22 protein-coding genes are annotated in these 22,369 nt (G+C 48.0%); 12 read left to right on the top strand and 10 right to left on the bottom strand.

Annotated features, from left to right (window positions below; genetic code table 11):
- Positions 1-120 precede the first annotated feature (120 nt).
- The 3 genes from WG929_RS15360 to WG929_RS15350 are packed head-to-tail and all read right to left on the bottom strand — an operon-like array spanning position 121 to position 2,924.
- On the bottom strand, positions 121-1,365 hold the full coding sequence (locus tag WG929_RS15360; protein WP_416206779.1) for an ABC transporter substrate-binding protein: 1,245 nt from the start codon (positions 1,363-1,365) through the stop codon (positions 121-123).
- A gap of 36 nt (positions 1,366-1,401) precedes the next feature.
- The gene (locus WG929_RS15355) at positions 1,402-2,157 is read right to left on the bottom strand and encodes an ABC transporter ATP-binding protein (RefSeq protein ID WP_416206778.1); all 756 of its coding nucleotides are present in this window, start codon (positions 2,155-2,157) and stop codon (positions 1,402-1,404) included.
- Positions 2,154-2,924, bottom strand: a complete 771-nt coding sequence (locus tag WG929_RS15350; RefSeq protein WP_416206777.1) for an ABC transporter ATP-binding protein — start codon at positions 2,922-2,924, stop codon at positions 2,154-2,156. Before WG929_RS15350 ends, WG929_RS15355 begins: the two co-directional genes overlap by 4 nt.
- Before the next feature lie 484 nt (positions 2,925-3,408).
- Between WG929_RS15350 and WG929_RS15340 the strand changes: the two genes are divergently transcribed.
- The 3 genes from WG929_RS15340 (at position 3,409) to WG929_RS15330 (ending at position 8,137) form a co-directional block, all read left to right on the top strand.
- Positions 3,409-5,961: a cache domain-containing protein gene (locus tag WG929_RS15340; protein ID WP_416206776.1), complete on the top strand. Its 2,553-nt coding sequence runs from the start codon at positions 3,409-3,411 to the stop codon at positions 5,959-5,961.
- Positions 5,958-6,683 carry a response regulator transcription factor gene (locus tag WG929_RS15335; protein WP_369857335.1) on the top strand — a complete coding sequence of 242 codons (726 nt, stop codon included), beginning with the start codon at positions 5,958-5,960 and terminating at the stop codon, positions 6,681-6,683. Before WG929_RS15340 ends, WG929_RS15335 begins: the two co-directional genes overlap by 4 nt.
- A 689-nt stretch (positions 6,684-7,372) precedes the next feature.
- On the top strand, positions 7,373-8,137 hold the full coding sequence (locus WG929_RS15330; RefSeq protein WP_416206775.1) for a TerC family protein: 765 nt from the start codon (positions 7,373-7,375) through the stop codon (positions 8,135-8,137).
- Positions 8,138-8,449: 312 nt separating this feature from the next.
- Here WG929_RS15330 and WG929_RS15325 read toward each other — a convergent pair whose 3' ends face one another.
- Positions 8,450-8,839 (bottom strand): hypothetical protein, encoded by a 390-nt coding sequence (locus WG929_RS15325; protein WP_416206774.1) that lies wholly within the window; start codon positions 8,837-8,839, stop codon positions 8,450-8,452.
- 288 nt (positions 8,840-9,127) lie between these two features.
- Between WG929_RS15325 and WG929_RS15320 the strand changes: the two genes are divergently transcribed.
- Together WG929_RS15320 and WG929_RS15315 are read left to right on the top strand one after the other, a co-directional pair.
- Positions 9,128-9,400: a type II toxin-antitoxin system Phd/YefM family antitoxin gene (locus tag WG929_RS15320; RefSeq protein ID WP_416206773.1), complete on the top strand. Its 273-nt coding sequence runs from the start codon at positions 9,128-9,130 to the stop codon at positions 9,398-9,400.
- Complete coding sequence (locus WG929_RS15315; RefSeq protein ID WP_416206772.1) at positions 9,345-9,653, top strand: Txe/YoeB family addiction module toxin; 309 nt, start codon at positions 9,345-9,347, stop codon at positions 9,651-9,653. The genes WG929_RS15320 and WG929_RS15315 overlap by 56 nt, the downstream gene beginning before the upstream one ends.
- Positions 9,654-9,918: 265 nt before the next feature.
- Here WG929_RS15315 and WG929_RS15310 read toward each other — a convergent pair whose 3' ends face one another.
- The gene (locus WG929_RS15310; RefSeq protein ID WP_369854690.1) at positions 9,919-10,065 is read right to left on the bottom strand and encodes a hypothetical protein; all 147 of its coding nucleotides are present in this window, start codon (positions 10,063-10,065) and stop codon (positions 9,919-9,921) included.
- A 58-nt stretch (positions 10,066-10,123) separates the two neighbouring features.
- Here WG929_RS15310 and WG929_RS15305 point away from each other — a divergent pair, with 58 nt between their 5' ends.
- The 4 genes from WG929_RS15305 (at position 10,124) to WG929_RS15290 (ending at position 14,795) form a co-directional block, all read left to right on the top strand.
- Positions 10,124-12,643 (top strand): DEAD/DEAH box helicase, encoded by a 2,520-nt coding sequence (locus WG929_RS15305; RefSeq protein ID WP_416206771.1) that lies wholly within the window; start codon positions 10,124-10,126, stop codon positions 12,641-12,643.
- 24 nt (positions 12,644-12,667) lie between these two features.
- Positions 12,668-12,961 carry a DCL family protein gene (locus WG929_RS15300; protein WP_416206770.1) on the top strand — a complete coding sequence of 98 codons (294 nt, stop codon included), beginning with the start codon at positions 12,668-12,670 and terminating at the stop codon, positions 12,959-12,961.
- Between the two features lie 394 nt (positions 12,962-13,355).
- The gene (locus WG929_RS15295; protein WP_416206769.1) at positions 13,356-13,868 is read left to right on the top strand and encodes an antirestriction protein ArdA; all 513 of its coding nucleotides are present in this window, start codon (positions 13,356-13,358) and stop codon (positions 13,866-13,868) included.
- Between the two features lie 189 nt (positions 13,869-14,057).
- Positions 14,058-14,795 carry a hypothetical protein gene (locus WG929_RS15290; RefSeq protein ID WP_416206768.1) on the top strand — a complete coding sequence of 246 codons (738 nt, stop codon included), beginning with the start codon at positions 14,058-14,060 and terminating at the stop codon, positions 14,793-14,795.
- Here the strand turns inward: WG929_RS15290 and WG929_RS15285 are convergent.
- Positions 14,760-15,038 (bottom strand): hypothetical protein, encoded by a 279-nt coding sequence (locus tag WG929_RS15285; RefSeq protein WP_416206767.1) that lies wholly within the window; start codon positions 15,036-15,038, stop codon positions 14,760-14,762. The two genes, WG929_RS15290 and WG929_RS15285, sit on opposite strands and share 36 nt — an antisense overlap.
- 244 nt (positions 15,039-15,282) lie before the next feature.
- Here WG929_RS15285 and WG929_RS15280 point away from each other — a divergent pair, with 244 nt between their 5' ends.
- A complete protein-coding gene (locus tag WG929_RS15280; RefSeq protein ID WP_416206766.1) occupies positions 15,283-15,894 on the top strand; it encodes a tyrosine-type recombinase/integrase in 612 nt (203 codons plus the stop codon).
- 71 nt (positions 15,895-15,965) lie between these two features.
- Here the strand turns inward: WG929_RS15280 and WG929_RS15275 are convergent, their stop codons facing one another.
- The 4 genes from WG929_RS15275 to WG929_RS15260 form a co-directional block, all read right to left on the bottom strand.
- The gene (locus WG929_RS15275) at positions 15,966-16,433 is read right to left on the bottom strand and encodes a hypothetical protein (protein WP_416206765.1); all 468 of its coding nucleotides are present in this window, start codon (positions 16,431-16,433) and stop codon (positions 15,966-15,968) included.
- A gap of 394 nt (positions 16,434-16,827) precedes the next feature.
- Positions 16,828-18,462 carry a hypothetical protein gene (locus WG929_RS15270; RefSeq protein ID WP_416206764.1) on the bottom strand — a complete coding sequence of 545 codons (1,635 nt, stop codon included), beginning with the start codon at positions 18,460-18,462 and terminating at the stop codon, positions 16,828-16,830.
- A 48-nt stretch (positions 18,463-18,510) separates the two neighbouring features.
- The gene (locus WG929_RS15265; protein WP_416206763.1) at positions 18,511-18,816 is read right to left on the bottom strand and encodes a DUF3892 domain-containing protein; all 306 of its coding nucleotides are present in this window, start codon (positions 18,814-18,816) and stop codon (positions 18,511-18,513) included.
- A 418-nt stretch (positions 18,817-19,234) separates the two neighbouring features.
- Positions 19,235-20,533 (bottom strand): recombinase zinc beta ribbon domain-containing protein, encoded by a 1,299-nt coding sequence (locus WG929_RS15260; protein ID WP_416206762.1) that lies wholly within the window; start codon positions 20,531-20,533, stop codon positions 19,235-19,237.
- A 151-nt stretch (positions 20,534-20,684) separates the two neighbouring features.
- On the opposite strand from WG929_RS15260, the gene istA reads away from it, so the two are divergent.
- Positions 20,685-22,202 carry an IS21 family transposase gene (gene istA, locus WG929_RS15255; protein WP_416206761.1) on the top strand — a complete coding sequence of 506 codons (1,518 nt, stop codon included), beginning with the start codon at positions 20,685-20,687 and terminating at the stop codon, positions 22,200-22,202.
- Positions 22,189-22,369: hypothetical protein (locus WG929_RS15250; protein ID WP_435873322.1), on the top strand; the 181-nt coding region annotated here is incomplete at its 3' end. The genes istA and WG929_RS15250, both read left to right, overlap by 14 nt.

Raw genomic sequence — 22,369 nt, 5'->3', positions numbered from 1 at the left:
CCTCTAATGCGGCGGCCCCTGGGCCGCCGCGTTCTTGTTCTTGTATCGGGTGTTAGTCAGCCTGGATACCCGACCTATACCGCCGGGTATCCAGCAACACTCGCGCAGAGCTGTGCAGGATTAAATAGTTGATCCCTTGAAATTACATTCCGCTTTCATCGCGCCAAACGCCTCGTCACCGGGAATCACTTTCTCGATTTCATACAGATCATTGGGGTTTTTACGCTCGTTGCCCTTTTTTACCCGCACCTGATACATGTCGTGCACCATGCGGCCATCGGCACGTAATACCGCGTTACGGGCAAAAATATCATTGGGATGCAGCGCTTTCATTTGTGCCATCACTGCCTTGCCCTCATCGGTACCAGTGGCTTTAACGGCGTTGAGATAATGCAGTGTCGAGGAATAAGCGCCGGCATGTGCCATGGTTGGAATGGCGCCGGTACGATCCATAAAACGCTTGGCCCAGGCACGGCTTTCGTCATCGCGATCCCAGTAGAAACCGGTGGTCAGACGCATATCACCAATGATGCTGGCATCAATCGACTTGGTATCCGAAGAGAACACCAGCAAGCCCACCATGGTGGCCTGTTGGCTGAGACCAAATTCAGCCGCGCCTTTCAGCGAGTTGACAAAGTCCTTACCGGCATTGGCTAACGCCACCACGTCCGCACCGGAAGACATTGCCTGCAAAACAAACGAGGAATAATCAGTGGTGCCCAGTGGCGCACTGGCAGAACCAACCACGGTGCCGCCATTAGTCTCAATAATACCGGTAGCGACTTTTTCTAACGCATGTCCAAAGGCATAATCAGCGGTAATAAAAAACCACTTTTTCTTGCCACTATCCATCAGCGGTTTCACCGTACCCCTGGCCAACGCCACAACGTCGTAAGTCCAGTGGGCGTTAAACGGTGAGCAGGTTTTGGTGGTAAAGGTATTGGAACCGGCACCGGAAATCAGAATCGGCTTTTCGTTAACGTTGGCAACCTGGGCCACAGCGCCCACTACCGACGAGGCCACCAGACCATTAATGGCGTCTACACCTTCGCTTTCGATCCATTCCCGTGCCTTGGCAGAACCCAGATCCGGCTTGTTCTGGTCGTCAGCCGAGACCACCTCAATCGGCTTGCCCAACATGCTGCCGCCAAAGTCCTCTACCGCCATATTGACCGCATCGACACAGTGCTTGCCGCACACGTCACCGTATGGACCGCTCATATCCGCCAGTACGCCCAGTTTGACCTTGTTATCAGACAAGCCACCGGCCTGGACAGAGAAAGCGGCAACAGACATCAGCGCAGCCACAGAGCAGCTTAATGCCGTTTTGAGGCCAGCTTTCGGGATGTTGGTGTTAAATTTCATTCGAACCTCTTTTATTGTTATTGATGGTTGTGCGCGTTAAACGCCCAGCAGGGCATTAAGTTGGTTTTGCTTCTGGTGCAATTCGTGCTGATGGATTTCTTCGACAATGTGGCCGTGCTCCATCACGTAATGACGGTCGGCAATCGGAGCGGCAAAGTGGAAGTTCTGCTCAACCAGCAGAATGGTCAGGCCGCGCTGTTTCAGCTGGTTCAAGACCTCGGCCAGACGTTGCACAATGACCGGAGCCAGACCTTCGGTGATTTCATCCAGCAGCAGGATATTGGCACCGCTGCGCATGATTCTGGCCAGCGCCAGCATTTGTTGTTCGCCGCCCGAGAGCCGGGTTCCCTGGCTATAGCGGCGCTCCGCCAGGTTGGGAAACATGCTGTAGATTTCTTCCAGAGACACGCCATCCGAACGCACGTCCGGTGGCAACATCAAATTTTCTTCTACGTTCAGGCTGGAAAAAATACCGCGTTCTTCCGGGCAAAAACCCAGCCCCAGCCAAGCGATCTGGTGAGCAGGCATCTTGATGGTTTCCTGGCCATTGATCACCACACTGCCGGTACGGCGACCAACCATATTCATGATCGATCTCAGGGTCGTAGAACGACCGGCACCATTACGGCCCAGCAACGTGACCAGTTCGCCCTGGTTTACGTACAAGTCGACGCCATGCAGAATGTGCGATTCGCCGTAAAAAGCATGCAGGTCACTGACCCGAATTTTTTCGTCGCCCACTCGATGAGTCTGGGTCTGGCTGTTCAGGAGGTGGGTAGTCGCCGAATTCATGCAACAGCCTCCTTGTCGGCCGCGACACCAAGATAAGCCTCACGCACGCGCGGGTCGGCGGACACCGTGGCATAGTCGCCTTCCGTCAGTACCGCACCACGCTGCAAGACGGTAATACGATCCGCCAGCTGCGAGACCACTTTCAGGTTATGTTCCACCATCAGAATGGTGCGATTAACCGCCACAGTACGAATCAGATCCGCCGTGCGTTCGACGTCTTCCTGGCCCATACCCTGAGTCGGCTCGTCCAGCAGCAACATTTCCGGATCAAGTGCCAGCGTTGTCGCGATCTCCAGTGCGCGCTTGCGGCCATAGGACAAATCCACCGTGACCACACGGGCAAAATCCTGCAAGCCAACGGCTTCCAGCAGTTGTTCGGCGCGTTCATTCAAACGCTCCAGCACCGACTCCGGTTTCCAGAAATGAAAGCTGTTGCCCTCACGTTGCTGTAAGGCAACCCGGACATTTTCCAGCACCGTCAGATTGGGAAAGACGGCCGAAATCTGGAACGACCGCACCAGTCCCTGACGAGCAATAGCAGACGATTCAACGGCGGTAATATCGCGGCCGTTAAACAGAATTTTCCCGGAGGTCGGAATGAGGTACTTGGTGAGCAGGTTAAACACCGTGGTTTTACCTGCGCCGTTCGGTCCAATCAGCGCATGTATATGGCCACGGCGGATATTCAGGCTCACGTCATCAACCGCCGTAAAACCCTTGAATTCTTTGGTCAGGTGGTGTGTTTCGAGAATATAGTTATTGTTCATTTCTCGTATCCGATGAGGTTGAAATATCGTTATCGGTCGGGTTATGGCATCCGCTGTTAACGCGTATTCAACGAAGGTCTAATTGGCAAATATTATTTTTATAACACCGGAATAAGTTGCTACAGAATGTCTCTAAAAATGCAGTACGCGATTCTTAACGCAGTCATTTCGAGCGCAGTCGTTTATAGATTTGCCCTATAGCCGGTGTTCAGGTGCCAAGGTATCCCTACATCGTGTCGCGAGTTTTGCGCAAATGTATCCAAATGTTTCATCACCACCGTGCGACAACTGTCGGGATGGCTGGTGGGATGGCTGGTGGGATGGCTGGTGGGATAGCTGTCGGGATAGCTGTCGGGATGGCTGTCGGGATGGCTGTCAGGATGGCTGACATGCTTGCCTGCAGTAACCGATAAGCCCGGATTGGTGATTGACGAGTCGGCCCTGTATCTGGATCAATAGGGGCCGTTTATTTCGGTATTACCCCATGCGCCCGCTCTCTCCTGCTACCTCATCGTCCGCTCTACTCAATGCGCATAAATCGCGTTTGTCGCGCCAGCTATCGCTGATTATTCGCGGCATTCTGGTGGTGGTCTTTGTCTTTGTGTATTTTTATACCGTGCCGATGATCAAACAGAAGGTATTTGAAATAGAGCGTAATTCCTCACGCCTGGCACTGAATAACGTATTTGAAATTGCCAACCGTATGTACGCCGGGGTTGAGGAATACCGGCAACAGGCATTGGATAACCACAAAGGTCAATTAAAACTGGTGGTGAATTTGGCCGAAACTTTTTTACGTTCACACTTTCAGGAAGCCGCAAAAAACGGCATTCCGCTGCAACAGGCACGGCAAACAGCATTTTCCTATCTGCGTAATTTCACCTTTGGTAACCAGGACTACATCTGGGTGGTGGATCACAACATCCAGGTACTGTCGCACCCGGATCCGCGCTTTCACCAGGATGCCCGGATAAAACCGGGTGACGATATCCAGCCGATTTTGGAATCCGTGGTGAGACAAGCCATGCACGACGGCGAAGGCTACTACCACTACAAATGGTCGCGCATTGCCGGGGCCGAAAGCCTCGACAAAGTATCGTTTGTACGGGATTACCCCGAATGGGGTTTTGTAATTGGTTCCGGGGTATACCTCGACGACCTCGAGGCCGAAGTACGCCTGCGCCGTGAACAAGCGCTGACCGATCTGAGACACGCCTTGCAGGAAATCAAGGTCGCCAAAACCGGCTACATGTACGTGTTCGACTCCAACGGCCATATGCTGATTCACCCCAACGACAACCTTGATGGCGTCACCTTTACCACCCTCAAGAACCCGATCACGCAACAACCGATCAATCAGGAACTGATGAAAGTCGCTGATACCGGCAAGGAGCTGAACTACCGCTGGGACAAACCCGACGATCCTGGCAACTACGCCTACGACAAGCTCTCGCTGGTACGCTACATCAAAGGTTTCGACTGGTATATTTGCTCGTCGGTTTACCTCGACGAGCTGCAAAGCAGCTCCGAACTGCTCAGTTCCCGCATCATGGTACTGGCCGGACTGACCATGCTGGCGACCTTGCTGATTTCCAGCTTTCTGGTCAACCGCATTACCCGGCCACTGGAACAGCTCGCCAGCACCGCACTCAAGGTACAAGGAGGTGACCTGTCCGCCCGTACCGGCATTCAGCGCGATGATGAAATCGGCATCCTGGCCTCCAGCATCGACGCCATGGTGCAACGCCTGCGCAACAATATCGAAACCCTGGACGCCCAGGTCAAACAGCGCACCGAAGAACTGCTCGCCACCAATGCCCGCGCCCAGCGCATGAGCGCCGTCGGACAACTGGCGGGCGGCCTCGCCCACGACTTCAACAACCTGCTGTCGATTATTGTTGGCAACCTGATTGTCGCCCGCGAGCATTACAGCGCCAACGACCCGGAACTGGACAAACTGCTAAGCCCGGCTGAACGCGCAGCCCGGCGGGGAGCCGACATTACCCATAGGCTGCTCGCCTTTTCCCGCCGCCAGCCACTTCAACCGGAAATTGTCTCGGTCAATGCGGTAATGGCAGAAGTACTGGAACTGCTGCACAGTGCTTTTAGCGGCCCCTATCGGCTGCACTACCGGCCACAGCAGCATCCGGAACTGGCCTGGGCCAACGTCGATCCCGGCCATCTTGAAAACGCCCTGGTCAACCTCGGCCTCAATGCCCGCGATGCCATGCAAGACGGCGGAACATTGACCTACAGCTGGAAACTGTGCGATATCACCCGGCCAATCGAACAGCGCTTTGACGAAACCGTACCACCAGGGCGATATATTGAAATTGGTGTAGCTGATACCGGCAGCGGCTTTAGCCAGTCCGCACTCGAACAGGCGTTCGAACCCTTTTTCAGCACCAAACAGGGCAGCAACAATTCCGGACTGGGGTTATCGATGGTCTATGGTTTCGTCAAGCAGTCATTCGGGTATATTCAGCTTGGCAACCCGCCTCAGGGCGGTGCCATGATACGGCTGTTACTGCCCGCCAGCAGCGCCCCGGCCAATCCTGACCTGAGCGACGACGACAGTGGTCGCGGGCCAGAGCTGGCTCCTGGTGGACTGTATTTACTGGTAGAAGACAACCCCGACGTACGGGCCGTGATCCGCAAGCAGTTGACCGACCTTGGCCAGCATGTGGTTGAAGCCGCCGATGGCGACGAAGCCCAGACCTTGCTCGACGGCCTGCTGGAACACAATCCAACCGCACTCACCGGTATGGTCAGCGACATCATGATTCCCGGTAGCATGAACGGCCGCAAACTGGCAGCAACATTACGCCGCCGGGCACCCGCAGCGGTTATCTTGCTAGTGAGTGGTTACACCGATGATCCGACCGCCAGACCGGGCAGTGGCAATGACCCTGCTGACCAGCAAGACCCGATGCTGGTGCTATTACGCAAGCCGTTTGATCGCCAGCAACTGGAACAGGCGCTGGAGCGCGCCAGTGCCCGCGTCCGTCTGCACCATCAACACAGGAGTTTAACGTGAGCCAACAGGCGCTGATTTACCTCGTCGAGGATGACGCCGACATCACCGAACTGGTCAGCCGCGAGCTGAACCGCTACGGCCACAAGGTGCGTTGTTTCCGCACCGGTGCCCAACTCACCAGCGCACTGCGTCAGCAACAACCGCAGGTCTGTATTGTTGACCTCGGCTTGCCAGATATCGACGGTCTCGAACTGGTGCGCCAACTCACCACCCGCGAAGAAGTCGGCGTGATGATTCTCTCTGGCCGAGACAGCCTGCCCGACCGGGTGCTGGGCCTGGAGCTGGGTGCCGACGATTACATCAGCAAACCCTTCGACCCCCGCGAACTGGTCGCCCGTACCAATAGCATTGTGCGCCGGCTGGAAAAAAATGCCCGCCTGCAAACCACCACCTTCGGCCCCGACAAAGACGTTCCCTCAGTGGCCTGTTTTGCCGACTGGCAGCTAGAGTGCGCCACCCTGACACTGCGCAAGGACAGCGGTGAAGAATTTGTCCTCAGCGCCGGAGAAATGGACCTGCTGATTCGCCTGCTGAAATACCCGCGCCAGATCCTCAGCCGCGACCAGCTACTCAAACACCACGACGAAGCCTTCGACCGCAGCATCGATGTACGCATGTCGCGCATTCGTAAAAAAATTGAAGACGACCCCAAATCCCCGCGCCTGATCAAAACCATCTACGGAATGGGCTATATGCTCACCAGTGATGTGCAATGGAAATAAAACAGCCTGTGTGTTCTACCCTCAATTGGCCGAGTCATCACAGATTGACGGTTATGTTGAAAAATACCGGGTCGCACAACAGCAACTCCAGCCAAGTGTTGCAGAGAAAAGCCAAAGCATCAGTGCCAGCTTCTGGGTATCACCGATACATGACGGTCATGCGCAGAAATCCGAAAAACTGCACAACCGCTGCAGCACCTATTTATCCGGGATGCCTGAACTTTTGATAGCGAATAAAAATCGAATCCCGTCAACGCACGTTTTCTCGGTTCTGAGGCTATAGTCACATAGGTGCATGTATAGACTCATGTCGTTAAGGATACATGTCGTTAATAAAAGGTCTGGAAGCCATTGGCAGAGCGGTATTCATAACCGGTATAACCCAGGCTGAGCTGAAATCAATGCTCGCTTTTTCAACGGGCTTGCACGCTTTCACGGAGCCTGATACGGTAATCACCTGAAAATACAGGGGTTGTGCTTAGGTTTACACGTTTATGCGCACAGCCATCAGAGATTAATGCGCACGCTCGCTTTCCCGGATAGGGTTGATCTGAAAATGGATGTTAAATCATATTTTTCAAAGAGTTAAATTGCACTTCCAGAAACTGACTCACCCAGAAATCGCGCATGCGCACTAATAAACTAATGCTAGGCAATCGTAAATTCACACAAATGTAGAGTGAAAAATAATGTTTGAATGGATCGCAAATCCAGAGGCGTGGGTAGCATTAGCAACTCTATTGGCATTGGAGATTGTTCTTGGAACAGACAATATAATATTTATATCAATACTCGTTGGTAGATTGCCAGAAAAACAACGGGCTAAAGCTCGACAGATTGGTCTATCTTTAGCGATGGGCACTCGGTTACTACTGCTTTTCAGCTTGGCTTGGGTTATGGGCCTGGTGGAGCCTTTGTTTATTGCCTTCGGAAATGAAATATCTGGAAGAGACATAATACTAGTTATAGGCGGGCTTTTTCTTCTCGCAAAATCCACACACGAAATACACGGTAGTTTTGAAATACAAGAAGCATCTAAGGTGCAGCTTGTAGCCTCCGGGTTTATCTCAATCCTCATTCAGATTGCTATCCTTGATGTTGTGTTTTCACTTGATTCGGTAATAACTGCTGTAGGGTTAGTTGATCATCTAAGCATAATGGTTATAGCTATTATTGCATCGGTTGGCGTTATGCTTTTAGCCGCCAAACCAATAGGTGATTTTGTAGATGCGAACCCTACAATAAAAATGTTAGCGCTGTCTTTCTTGATGCTGATAGGGTTCACTCTTATTGCGGAGGGGTTCGATGTTCATATACCAAAAGGTTACGTTTACTTTGCTATGGCCTTTTCCTTCGTCGTAGAGATGCTCAACATAAAAATAAGAAATCGTAGGGCAAAAGCTTTTGAGACAATACAGCTGGCAAAAAAAATTACTGAAGATGAAAATGCTTAATCGGGTAGCCGAGGGTTAGAGACCCTCGGCTACCCGATTATGAGCCAATCTTTCCGTACCTACTGTGCTGTGATAGATGGATTACTATCTGGCCGTTTTCTGTATTAACTGGATAATATATTTCGTATCGGCCATCATTCGACGAAAATTTATGTGTGGAGGTGGAACCGTCAAATATAGAGTTTAGATATTTCCGCTCTTCGCTAGACGTACTTAAAATGTAATCCACTTTTAATGCCTCTTCATCCTTTCCCAAGCCAGAGTAACTTGTGAACCCCAATAACAGTGGCTTGCCACGCAAGCTATCTCTAGTTATAATCGTAACCTAGGAAATTTTTCCTCAACCTTGCTCAAAACCTTAATATCCTGGCTGGCGCTTTCGATATACTCGCGAGAGAATGAATATCTTGAAAGCCTACCAATAATATCTTTTTGCTCTTCCAGTAATTCAGCCGCTGAGGAGACAAGATATTTCTCCTTCTTTTTGGACGTTGCTAAGTCGCCCGCATACAAAAAAATGAATATGGCCACCAATGAAGAAAGAAACATATAAATAGTTTTTTTGCCGCTAGGGATATTTTCCCTTTTCTCGATATCTCGTCCATCAGCTATGGCCGTGAGATTGAACATAATGTTGAGAATAATTGCTCCAGAAAGGATCGCAAATATCCCTAGAATACTCAACAAAAAAATTTCGGTCATATTCTCTCGGAAGACTTTAAAGCCGAATACGGACGAACATATAAATATGAACACCCAGTACATTAGTAGCACGACAGTAGCAAGTGCAATCTTATTTGTTATTTTCACTACATTCATTGTTTAGAATCCTTCGTGCTCATAACGCCGCAAACATCTGCGACTTTGAAGTGGATTGTTTGTGGTAGCGTAAACCGCAAAACAAGTAACGGTAAAGCCGTCAGACTGATTTGCCTTGTTAGGGCCTTTACTGTAAACTTGTACGGCAATTCCGTACATGATGGTGAAAATATGGATACCATAAGCGTAAACAAGTTTCGAGATAACCTAAAAAGCGTTGTAGAACAAGTAGTTAGCAGGCATGAGCCCTTGAAGGTTACCCGCAGAGCAGGCGAAGCCTTTGTCGTTTTGAGCGCCGAAGACTGGGAGCGTGAACAAGAAACGCTGTCTGTTCTGCAAAACCGTGACCTGATGCAGCAAATTGCAGCTTCTCTTGAAACTCACAAACATGGCCAAGGCTATAAACCGACCAAAGAGCAGATGGATGAGATCACTGGTATTTGAAGGGAGCACTTGGGAGACATACGAGCAAATGCGGGAAAAAGATAAGAGGCTGCATAAAGCTCTATGCAAACTCCTGAAAGAAATGCTTCGCTCTGACGATCCCTCTTCAGGCCTCGGAAAGCCAGAGCCCTTAAAACATAACCTTTCAGGGCTTTGGTCTAAACGCATATCCCAGAAGGACCGATTGATATATAGGTTTGATGATAATTCCATTTATATCTTCGCTATTGGTGGCCACTACGACCAGCCCTAACAGTTTATTCATGCGCATGCGCGTTTTTCTGTTTTAACGTGCGCATTAATTCTACGCCAAAAGCGCAAAACCACTGAATTTCATGGGGTTACGCTAACAGCAACCGAAAAAATGCGCAACCTCTCTTGAAATACGAGCATGGATTTTCTCTTTGATTTGATTGCACTGTTCATACATACAGATTTTTCGGGAGGAGCAGAACCATGAGCAAAAGGGGACATCTATTTAATCCGGTGCTCACTCTGGGCCACCGGATGGTTTCGAATCACGAAGCCGACTTGCAGGCCTGACGGGTCAAGTCAAACGTCGGCGACACAGAGTCGAGATCATCCGGCAGCCCCCGAAGGGCGCGGGTTGCCGCCGTCCAGTGCGGTGTTGACGAATTTGAAAAGGACTCGTCATTTCGCTGCATTCGTCGCCTTGCCCTGAACAACGGCAACACTCGCGCAGAGCCGTGCAGGATTAAATAGATGTCCCCTTTAGTCGACAACCTTTTAAAATATGATTTGAATGTATTTGCCTCCACTCTTAGGTTAATTGACGACGAGATCCAACCTATTCCTGACAACCTTGCGGTAAGGCTGGTAAATTTAGCAGAAAAAATATCTAGAAAAACAGTTGAAACTGACCATAGAAATACCTGTCTTTTGATATGTGCTCTTCTTTGGGAGCATAGGCAGGATCATTGGCTGGCACTATCTTCCTCGCTGATAAGAATTTTAAATAAGATAGGGCTTTCCCCATCAGCACAGATGGTGGATGTCGGTTATGATGGCGACACTCAAATACACTCCCCCTTAGGTAGCCTAATATCTGAACTAACTGTAAACAAAAATATCATAGAGCATGAGGTCACGATTGGAGAAGGTCAGACGATAATCCTATCTTCGTTCCAAAAACGGATGTGGGATTTAATGTCGGGTGAATTCCCTAGGATTGGAGTGTCAGCACCAACCTCTGCTGGAAAATCCTTTGTGCTTATCGCAAAAATTATCGATATTTGTTATGCCTCCCCATCGGATATTTTTTTTATCGTTCCGACAATAACACTAATTAATCAAGTTACTAAAGGTTTAAGAGTATTTTCAAAAAAGCATGGCCTAGAAGGAATTCGTGTACTCCAATCTTATGAGCCGAGCGTCAAAGACCGTGAAATAAGTAGTGTCTATGTCATGACGCAAGAAAGAGCTTTGTCCGCACTGAAAGCTAATGACTTTACGGAAGGGGCTCTTGATATTTTGATCGTGGATGAAGTACAAAATATTGAGCGAGTATCAAGTGAAGGGGATGAAAGGTCTAAAGACCTCTATAACTTAATACATATTCTAGAAAACGATATCAAACCAAAGATGGCTGTTATATCAGGGCCGAGAGTAAAAAATATTGATGGGGTTGCAAGCAGTCTTTTCAATACGGATGCTATTAGTCTTAAAGCAGATCTTCCTCCAGTTATTAATCTAACGTATTCATTTGCCAAGAATGGAAAGTCAATATCACTGAATCAATATTACTCGGAGAATGATTACCCGCAGAGTATATCAATATCTCCTGATAAAGTATCCAAAGACCTTTTTGGAAAGGTTCGGTATGACAAAAAAATATATGATCATATATCGGAGATACTAAAGTTTTTGCCGGAAAAATCTGGAACGCTTATATTTTCACCCACAAAAAACCAAGCAAGAAAAACGGCTATGAATATTCTATGTAATAGCCATGTTGATAACAAGCTTAATAGTCTTGCTAGCTACATCGGAGAAACTGTTCATGAAAATTACTCACTCAAAAGGTGTGTAAAGAGCGGTGTGGCATATCACCACTCTGGTGTGCCTCCCCATATCAGAAATGCAGTAGAAAAGGCGTTTTCAGATAAAATTTTAGGGGTAATTACATGTACAACAACGTTAATGCAAGGGGTTAATCTACCGGCTAAAAATTTAATTGCCAGAAATCCCTATCTGAGTGGCAATAGAAGTGGCCCAGAGCTAACGCCATATGAATTCGCAAACTTACGTGGCAGGGCTGGTCGCTTACTAAAGGACTTTGTGGGACGAGCAATTATTCTAGATGAAAAAGCATTTGATGACAGTCAAATTGAGCTATTTGATTATCCGGAAAAAGATGTAGGTACGGGGTACTCTAAAAAATACAATGAAAACAAGACTGAACTGTTAGTCGCATTAGAAGACAATCTTCCCGTTTCTACTGATTTTGACCAATTTGGGGATTTATTAAGTCACGTACGTACAACGCTTTTGAGATATGGACGAAATGCGAAGGCAAGATTGCTAAAAGCTGGCATTGATATCCCAGATGAAATATTAAACCAAGCTAGAATTGATTTGCAGAAGCTTGATGTTGACAAGGCAATTTGTCTACAGTTTCCCCACTGGGACCCGCTGGTTTTAAACTCTATGTATGTAGCAAGCCGTACTAGAAATTTAAGGCCGCCCAAAACGCCATTTGACCAGAACTTCTTAAGCTCTCTACAGAATATTCTATATTTTATTGAAGAATTTGCTCCAACGTACATGAAACGATATTTGGATGGTGTAGGTAATGATAGGTATCTATATAAACTTTTAAAAGCAGCTAATTCATGGTCTCGAGAAAGTCCATTAAAAGATGTTATTTCTTGGAAAGACAACATGGATGAAGATGAAATAGAAGATATGCTAAAGATGATCTTAACGGAGGTTATGTACTCGCTACCAAAAGCTTTAGCTCCAGTTATTGCTATGAGCGACCCTAATAGCTCACTTTTGTCAGTTATGGAATCAGGGATTCACTCTCCACTTACACGGAAGCTAACTGAAATGGGGTTGCCTCGTGAAATAGCAATTCGTGCGGGAACTATTATGAGCGACTCCTTGCCTGGAGGAGAAGAGATAGAATCTCTGACAGAGGTTGATTTGCGAAATGCAGTAGAGATTATTTCTTCTAGCTTTGGTGATTGGGAACGCTTTCAGCTTGAAGACATTTTAATTTAATAGTTAGTATCAGGTGGAAATGTTATGGGCAGAGCAAAATCTATGGAAATATCGGGTATACGTTTTAAAAAAAAGGGAGATGTACTGCTTTATTTAAAGGAAATGTTGAATAAATATAGACTTGAGGAGCAAGTATCCGTAGATGATGCCGTATTTTTAAGTGCGGCTTTACTGAATCATCCCGATGCAAAAGAGAAAATTGGTTTGGGTGTTAGCCACTTTTTTGTTCGTAGTGCGGATTATGGAACAAAGTGTTTTTGGATCGAAAGAATAGATGGCACTCAAGAGCGGTTTTCATATAAGAGCTGTGTATGTTGATCTCTCATAAATTAACTTCTCCAATGTCCGCTATTGGCCGGAAGATGACATAAACTCTAAAAAGGGGAAGGTCTTCCCCTGATTATAGCCGCCGTAGCGTCTTCCATCCCCCCTTCTAGCGGGGATACCCCGCAACGCCCCGTATAACTTTGACTGTGAACACATCCGTGTTCGCCTATCTATTATTTATTCCCCTTTTGGGTAGACCTAAAAATATCACATAACTTGTCTCCATCAAGACATCCCCCAATCTTCCGCTCTGCGTTTGTGCAGATGGGGCGGTTCCCCCTGTCTGGATTGCGTCAAAACATGCGATTTTACGCTCGCTCCGCTCCCTATTTTTTCTGGGGTTTTCAACCCCAAAAGGGGTGTGTTTTTTACAAGGAGCAAAGACATGAACAGTGATTACAATATTTACGTTGCCGATTTAGCCGCCTACAACGCCGGAACGCTGCACGGGGTTTGGATTGATGCCACCCAAGAGCTGGACGACATACACGAAGCGATACAAACCATGCTAGCCGCCTCACCTGAACCGTTCAGTGAAGAATGGGCAATCCATGATTATGATGGTTTTGGTGGGCTTGGTTTAGGCGAATATGAAGGCATTGAACGGGTTCACGCTATCGCCGTTTTTCTCGAAGAGCACGGTGAGTTAGGCAAAGCCGTATTATCTCACTGGTGCAGTGATATAGACCAAGCGCAGCAAGCTTTGTCTGATGACTATCACGGCTGCTTTACCAGCCTTGCCGACTTCGCGCAGGAACTGACCGAAGAAAGCACAAGCATTCCAGAAAATCTGGCCTATTACATCGACTACGAGAAAATGGGACGGGATTTAGAAATGAATGATGTGTACACCGTCACGACGGCCTACGATGAAGTGCATGTGTTTTGGAACCGCTGAGGCGGTTTCTTCTTAACGGTTTCTTAATTCTGATTTTATAGAATACAACTATAGATTTAATCAGGATGGTAGGGCTATGGGGCGTGATATGCGCAGGAAATATAAGCAGTACGGGATTTTTATCTGTGATAAAACTCCCGTAAGCAAAGCGGTAGATTTGCGCGGACTTCCCGTCTGGGAGGTTGCGCAATGACCAGCGAGTTTGACGTCATTAATAAAGCCGCTGATGAAAAACGCCAAGAACAGGCGCTTGATGACTATCATAATGAAATGGCAGGACGCGATACCGGACGCATAAAGCGCTTTGGTTTTAATCAAGCACGTCAGGACGTTATCCAAGAAGAAAAGCGCAAGCAATCTGCCTTTGAGCAGATGATGATGAATGCTGTTTATCGCGAAGCGTGGACGAACGCAATGGATGCCTTAAACCAAGCGGAAGAAGCCGTGTATCAAGCCCTGATACAGGCCAGTGACACTTTGCATCATGAGCAGCGCCAGTACCAAGGACTATTGGACAGAGCAGCCTTGACCGCCGATGGACAGCGGGTGTTTAAAGATAAGCACGGTGATGTGTACACCGAAGACGGAGAAAGGCTCTCGGCAGACGAAGCGGCACAGATTGACTGGCGCGGTGACGATCCTTCAAGGGAAGATCAGAGCAACAGGCAGGATGCACTGACAACCGCCCAAGAAGAATTTGACCGTATCAGCGGCCATTCCAATCGTATTGTGGAAATTCGTGAAGAATTGACGGATCAGAATGACCCAGCGTCTATTGATCGTGTACAGGAACTAAAACTAGATGCACTAAGTATTGAACAATCAATTGAGATAAGTAAGGTCAAAAATGAAACAACACTTAATCAAACAAATGTCGTTTGTTCAGACAATCTAATTTTTAATGGTGCCACAAGCCCTCTCCGCTAAGGCCAGCATAATGGCATTTGGTGGAACATCCTCATATTGTTTCATGCTCGCTATGATAAGGCCGTTACGTTCTGCGTTTTCATCACCATAGTACCATTTCATTATACATTTACCTTGCTGATGATTATTTGTGTTTGCTGCGACCAGTCCCATCATATCTACAGCACCCTCAATCCAGAATTTTTGGTGAGCTTCATCAAGTTTAAGAAAGTCTTTAGCCGTAAATCCTTCTGCCTGCACCATACCTGATGCACAGAAACACAAGCCCACATATACCAGAAAGTTCTTTAAGAAATATCTGAAAGATGATAAGGCTATAATTGCTGCGTACCCAGCAAGAGATTGGCGTCAATATCCCCCACACACAGACGCTTCAGTCTCTTGCTATATGATTGATAACATTGAGGAATCGGCATTATGTCAACTTTCAGATAGAAGTTGATAGGCTAAATTAAGTTCAAAAATTTCACTTGGAAAGCACATCACCATGATGACCAAGGGGCGCAATGACAACCATCCCCGCAAAGGCTCATCCATCAAGGTTCAACCAATCCGATCATTTGAGGTTATTGCTGCCATCAAGGCACATCTGCACGACCAACCCCGTAATCTCTGCCTGTTCACACTGGGGATCAATACCGCATACCGCGCCAGTGAGTTGCTATCACTGACCGCAGGGCAGGTAGCTCACCTGAAGGCAGGTGACGTTTTGGACATCAAGCAGCGAAAGACCAACGAATACCGTATGGCTGTTTTGAATACTGTGGCAGTGGACTCTATTCAGAGCTGGCTTGCGCTCCATCCTAGCCGCAACATAACCACAGCCCCATTGTTTCAGTCACAGCGCGGCAGACGGTCTTTGTGTGTTGCGGCGGTTAACCGCTTGGTTAAATCGTGGTGCCGCGAGACTGGCCTGTCTGGCAACTTCGGCAGTCACACTCTGCGAAAAACATGGGGCTACCACCAGCGCATCCACAACCACGCGAACGTGGCCTTGCTCATGCGAGCCTTCGGCCACGCCACGGAAGCCCAGACGCTGGACTATCTCTGTATTCTGCCAGACGAGATCAAGGCTCTTTATCTGGGGTTGGAGTTATGAATGCAGATGCACAGTTCAGCTCCCGAAGTGGGAACTGAACCCGTTGCCAAGGTCAATCAACACATACAAGCCTATGGCTTTGTGCGTATTAGTTCTGTAACTGTCTGGAACCCGTCCATCCATGCTGCTGTGGCATCGTCACGCCAGCCAACTATCTTCAAGATATTGTCGTAATCAGCCTGCAAGTTTCTGGAGAAAATAGGCTCGTGATGAGCAATACGGTTCCTCAGCTCTCGGATAGTAAAGATATCGTTATATAAACTGGCTCGTATCTGCTGTGCAGTATCATTGGTTGGTGCAAAAGGAAAGGATGCTTTGATGTGCTGGTTCCAAAGCCTATTATCATGACGGGACGTAAACATGCGCTCCCAGAACACGAACTTCAGCTCAGCCACAACCTTCCCCATTGTCGGCTCACGTCCTGCGACTGCCATCAGATCTCTCTTGGGGCTGTATCCAACTTGTGGATTCGTCAAACTTCGAATAAAACCATTGTTCCATGGCCAATTCGCGGTATGAACGGCTTCGATGGCTTCCACGACCGCATTCCTCGTGCTAACTTCAAGCATGTGCAGAGGGATGAGGAAGGCAGATGATACCTCCAAGTTCCATTTGTAAAGCACAAGAGCGCGTTCTTTATCGTTGCCGCAATGCTGAAGGTACGTGGCAAAGCGAGGCTGAGATAGAGTTTTGGGGATGTTTACGAGCTCTTTATGCGAAAATGTCGTCATAGCCTAAAGTTCATATTCCTTTATAATATATTGACAGTAATAGCAGCACAGTATAGCATTGTATATAGAAGCTTTGAGAACGCGGGCGTAAGCCTCCCCTCAGAGTGGCTAGAAGTTAAAGGCCCACATTCGTGTGGGCTTTTTTAATGACAGCACATTACTCCCCCATTGAAGCAAACCGCTCCTTTTTGCTCTCAAAGACTTACTTTGACCACAATTTGTTAATCCCTTCGATAACGAACACAAACACACCAACGGTAAGCAGTGCTAATAAAAATGCACTAAGACCAAGCTGGAAGTCACTCCATTTTGTAAAAGCACCCTTCAAATAAGGATGTATAACAAGATCCGCAAGACCTGTAGATCCAATAAACCCAAACAGCACTGCTAGCCAGCGATCTATATGAGATCTACTTTTATCATTTTGATAACGGCGCTCATCAAGATGCCAGCGTGCTTGTTCTTTAGCGTCTGTAATCAGGTTTTTGGTTCCGGCAGATTCCAATAAGTAATTTACTGTATCGACAATCTCACCTGCTTGACTAGAAGTATGTAAAGTAGATTCTACTGACGACAGTACTTTGTACGCTGCAATTAAGCTTTCATCGCTTGATGGAGAACATGCGACAGCGCAGGCTCGAGCGATTTTCAAATTAAGGTATTCAAAGTGCTCAGCACGGGCTTGATTTTCAAGGACTCTTGCTCGGGTATTTCTCTCTTCCCAAACATCATCCGGTGAATTACTTTCTCTCAGCCACGTCCATAAAAAGAGTGCACGATTGCCGTGGAGCGCATAGTCATCAAAAATTCTTAAATCTGGTGGCAATTCAACAGGATTTGTAAAATCTTGAGAACGCATCAAAAAACGAGACATAGATAAGCCGAATTTTTGATATAAATCTTGCTTATTATCAGGTTGATCTTTGAATCGCATTATGGATATTGACGGTCTTCCTTGCCACATCAGCAATCCGGCCAAATCTTCTTTACGAGTAAACGCCACAAGACTGCTTATAGCATTAACATATATTGATCGACATAAGTCGAAAGTGGATTCCCAGCCATCTTCACTATCCGCACAAGCAATATGATGTAGCAGCCACAATTCATCTCCTATCTCGAATTTACTTCCCTCACCCGCGAGTGATTCATCTAGCTTTCTTCGGCTCTCGCCACGAAGTTTTTTTATCAATCGGGTTGAACGCCATCCTTTTATCTTCTGCCCCCCCAAAGAAAGATCTGAGATAAATGCTTCTGGGATTAGTAATTCAGCATCAAGTCTTTGAATCTCACCATGAACAAATATTTGATCAAAGTAGCATTGAAACATATTTATAATACTTCTAATGAAATCAGTTTCTTCCATGCCCTCCGACGAATAATCGATTTGAAAACTCAATATCATGATTCCATCGGAATGTATCTTCAGCCAAGGAGATAACACTGTTTCCTCGTCATCCTTTACAAGAACTACAGGAGGCAACGCCGTCCTTAAATATGAGGGTGACCTTTTGGACTCAACACCTTCAATGCGTTGCTCTTGAAATGATAATTCCAAGCAAAATGCCAAATCATGAACAACATCCGATGGAACTTTATCACTAAACTTAATACTCCAACTTGAATCCCACTGACGGCCTTCAGGTCTAATCCATTCAACTTGCGACTTGCCATCCTCATCTATATATATAGCCTTTAGATCTGAAAAACAGATAGCCTTAGTAAACCCTGATTTCAGGAGGTTTTTGGATGTTTTTACCAAATCAACTTCTGTCAGATTTAATCCAATGGCATAATTATAAAAACAGTTAAACTGCTGTATTTCCATGCTATCCATTTATCTCACAATTATAAATACGCAACGAGCCATTGGTGTCATTGACAACTAGAACTCTGGCAAATTTTCTAAGTTATCTTCCTCCTTACCGTTATCAACAGTTTTCAGGTAACTAATACCCTGAACTTTAATCACATATACTTTTTGTCCTTTACCCCAATTGCCACTGGAATTCTTAAAGACAGTTATAAAGGATGTACCATTATTGATCGCATCCACTATAGCTTGACGTTCGTATACTTCCCCAGTTCCAACAGTGTCATCATTATCTTTGTGTGCTTTAAGTTGGCTGATGTGAGTATGATCGGCATTATACCGGACTGCTGAAATCAAATAGTCTGCCCATTTAGCCATCGTGTTTCTCCCTTTGAATAGATAATATTCAATTGTGCGTGTGAACTTCATGTCTACCATAAAGGGAAACACTCAAGGGTTGAAGAGTTTTATTTGCACAACTCGCAGTGCACTAACGGAAAGTCTCGGCCATATACGTCTAATTTATTAGACTAATGACGTCTGTATGTAATTACTAATAGTGATGATAGAAATACATCAAATGTTGGACACCACTTCCGAAGCCTAACTTCGTGACATTGCCCGACAGTAATAGCCTACAACTATTCAATGATTCATATTAATAGCTTCGATCAATTTTAGTAAAAATCCTTAGCCATGTAGCGACTTGTCTTTGGCTCGAATGGTCTTGTGCTTTTCCCTATTGAAGTGTCCTGCAAGATGCTCTCAATCCTAGCCAAATCAGTGAATAATTGGTTTAAGTCACTTTCCATAAGCTCCACCATTCTTTTTTGTCCTTAAAATAAGTGTCTAACACTTTGAAAGATAAGGATAAATTGGGGGTTCGATACACACCGTTTCGAACCCATGTCAGGCGGTCAGCAAAGACGAGTTTTAGGACGGTTCTTTTCTGAGTGAAGTCCCCATAAGTCCAGTATTTATGCGGGTTCAGAAGAAAATCCATGGCGGTTCGATACATCCCGTCATAGGTCTTTGTTGGACGGCCTGTTTTTTCCATTTTGTCTTCCAGTAACAGCTTCTGTTGCTCCAGTTCATCGATTCGACTTTCCAGCTTTTGCTGTACGGTGGTTGAGCTGGTTTCAACGATTTTATCGAGCAGTTTCTGGATTTCTTTATCGACGTTCTGGTACTCCTGCTTGATCACCTCTTTTTGCGCGGCGTGTGATTTTTGCTGTTGTTTCCAAAGCTGTTTGAACATTTTTTCCGCAACACCTTTCAGCTCACCCAGTGACAGGGATTTGAGCAGCTTTTCAAATTCTCCTTCCAGCACGTCTTTCCGAATGGATTTGCCCTTGTACTGGCACTTGCGGTTCTGGCACAGGTAATAAGGGTGATACTTGCCGGTTTGACTGCGTGAGGAGGCCGATGTGAGTGAGTTGCCGCATTCGCACGAAATCGCGCCTCTGAGCGGAAACAGCAGGTGCAGGTCTTGTCGGCTGGGGGCATGGGTGCATTTTTTCATGCGTTCCTGAATGTTCAGGAAGTCTTCATAGGACACCATGCCGGTATGCTGACCTTTTCTCAGGCTCACGCCCCAGCCCTTGTGTTCGATCATTCCAGCGTAGAGCGGATTGGTCAGTAGCTTGTTGACGCAATCATTCCCGACTTTGCCGCTCTTGCCTTTGGGGAACAGCGGCGAATGCTCCAGGAAGCGGCGGCACTCTGTTTGCGTTTGAAAACGTCCAGACAAGAAGCCTCGCATCATTTCTTCGATCACAGAGGCCACGGGTTCATCACGGACAAAGGCTTTGGGCTGGCCTCGCTCTTTGTGGTATTTGAACCCAACCGGCGCGATAAAGGCGTAGTAACCAGCTTCCAGCCGCGCCAGTGTCTTTTGTCGGCACTGCCTTGCGTTGGATTCTCGCTCGTACTCCCCCGCTGCTACGGTGATGGATTGCTGAAACCGTCCTTCCGGGGTTTGCTCAAATACAAAGTTGGGGGACATGGGCTGCGCGTCGTACTTGTCCAGTTCACGGATCAAGCCCCAGTAGAAATACACATCCCTTGAGAAGCGTTTGATGTCGTCGAAGACCACCACGTAATTGGTTTTACGGTGAGTGTTAACGGCCATTTAAAGTGACCCACCTCTGGCCATTAATTTTGATCCACCTTCGCGTGGCCTTCTGGCCACTTTAACCCTAACGTTCCCGGTTTTTCTGACCGGGAACTCACTGAAGGACTGGATTGTGATTCATAAAATCAAAGCGCTACACGACAACGGCAATGGCCTGTCCATTCGAGCCATCGCCCGAGAACTCGGGGTTTCCCGCAACACGGTTCGCAAGTACCTCAACATGCATGAAGCGTCGATTGATCAGCAACAACAGAACCCGGAACGCTCAAAATCGCTCGATCAGTACCGCGATTACCTGCAACTCTGGCTACAGCGCTATCCCAACCTCAGTGCCGTCAAGCTCATGCGCCGATTACGCGACCAGGTACCGGATCTGGCGGTATCGGATCGCACCATCCGCCGCTATGTTCAGACGTTAAAACAACAGACGGCCTCTGCTCAGGCTCGCTATTACAAACCGGTTCTGGACGACCTTCCGGGTGTTCAGTGTCAGGTTGATCCTGGTGAGTTACGTCAGGTCAAGGTCGGTGAGGCGTTGTGCACCCTGTATTTTGTGGTGTTTGTGTTGTCGTTTTCCCGGCTTATGTACGTCGGCCTGTCCTGGAAGCCACTGGACACACGTCAGTTTATTCAGCTTCACGATGAAGCCTTTCGTTACTTCGGCGGCGTTCCTGAAGAATGCGTCTACGATCAGACCAAACTGGTGGTGCTGGACGAGCAGTATCGCGAGCTGAACCTGAACCCGCTGTTCGCCCGTTATGCCACCACCATTGGCTTGCATATCCACGCCTGTGAGGGATACGACCCGGAGAGCAAGGGCAAGGTCGAAGCCGGGGTCAAATACGTCAAGCAGGATGCGCTCTACGGTGAGGAGTTTGACTCTCGTGACGCCGTGGCCATCCATGTTCAGGAATGGCTGGAGCAGGTCGCCAACTGCCGACGTCATGGCAGTACCGGCGAAGTGCCGAGACAGCGTTTTGAGGTGCAAGAGCAAGCCCGCCTCAAACCCTATCTGCGACCCGACAGCCTCTATCCGGATGCCCCGCAAACCACCCGCAAGGCCGACAAGACCGGGCTGATCTCCTGGGCAGGCAACAAGTACTCGGTGCCGATGGCCTGGCAGAACAACACCGTTGGCGTTGAGGTCGATGACGGCCACCTGATTATCCTTGACCCGGTCAGCGCTGAACGCCTGGCGCGTCATGAACTCTGTCTCGAAAAAGGACAGAAGGTCATCAATAACCATCATTATCGGGATCCCCAACAACGAATACCGGCTCTGGAACAACAACTGATCGAACGATTGGGAGACGACAGCGCCCGCAGCCTGTGTCAGCATCTCCGGCAACGAGAACCCAAAATCTACAAGGATCAACTGGCCGGTATTCTGGAGCAGATCCAGCGCTACCCGGAACTGCCCTTCGACGTGCTCAAGAGCGTGGCCAGTCGGGAGGACATCAGCGCCCGCCGCTTCGGCGAGCATCTGGAAGCCGAACAGCAAGCACAGGAACGAGAACGGCAAGCGGATACGACCGAGCCATCCTGTCCAGCCAGTGGGCCTCTGGACCTGAGCCGCTACGCCGCTGTTGGCCACTCCAGTGGACAGGAGGTGCGCCATGAGTCAGCTTGAACAGACCCTGAAACGCTATCGAACCTTGCGTCTGAATGCCCTGAGTCGGGATCTGGTCAGCCTGATCAGCGAAGCCGAAGCGAGCGAATGGTCGTATCTGAACTTTGCCGAACGCCTCGCCAGCCATGAACTGGAACAGCGCCATGGCAGCCGGGTGCAGCGCAACC

Source organism: Oceanobacter antarcticus, assembly GCF_044962685.1.
In the GTDB taxonomy this organism is placed as follows: Bacteria; Pseudomonadota; Gammaproteobacteria; order Pseudomonadales; family Oceanobacteraceae; genus Oceanobacter; species Oceanobacter antarcticus.
Note: the sequence above shows the minus strand (reverse complement) of the source record. Positions and strands in the feature narration are given on the sequence as shown.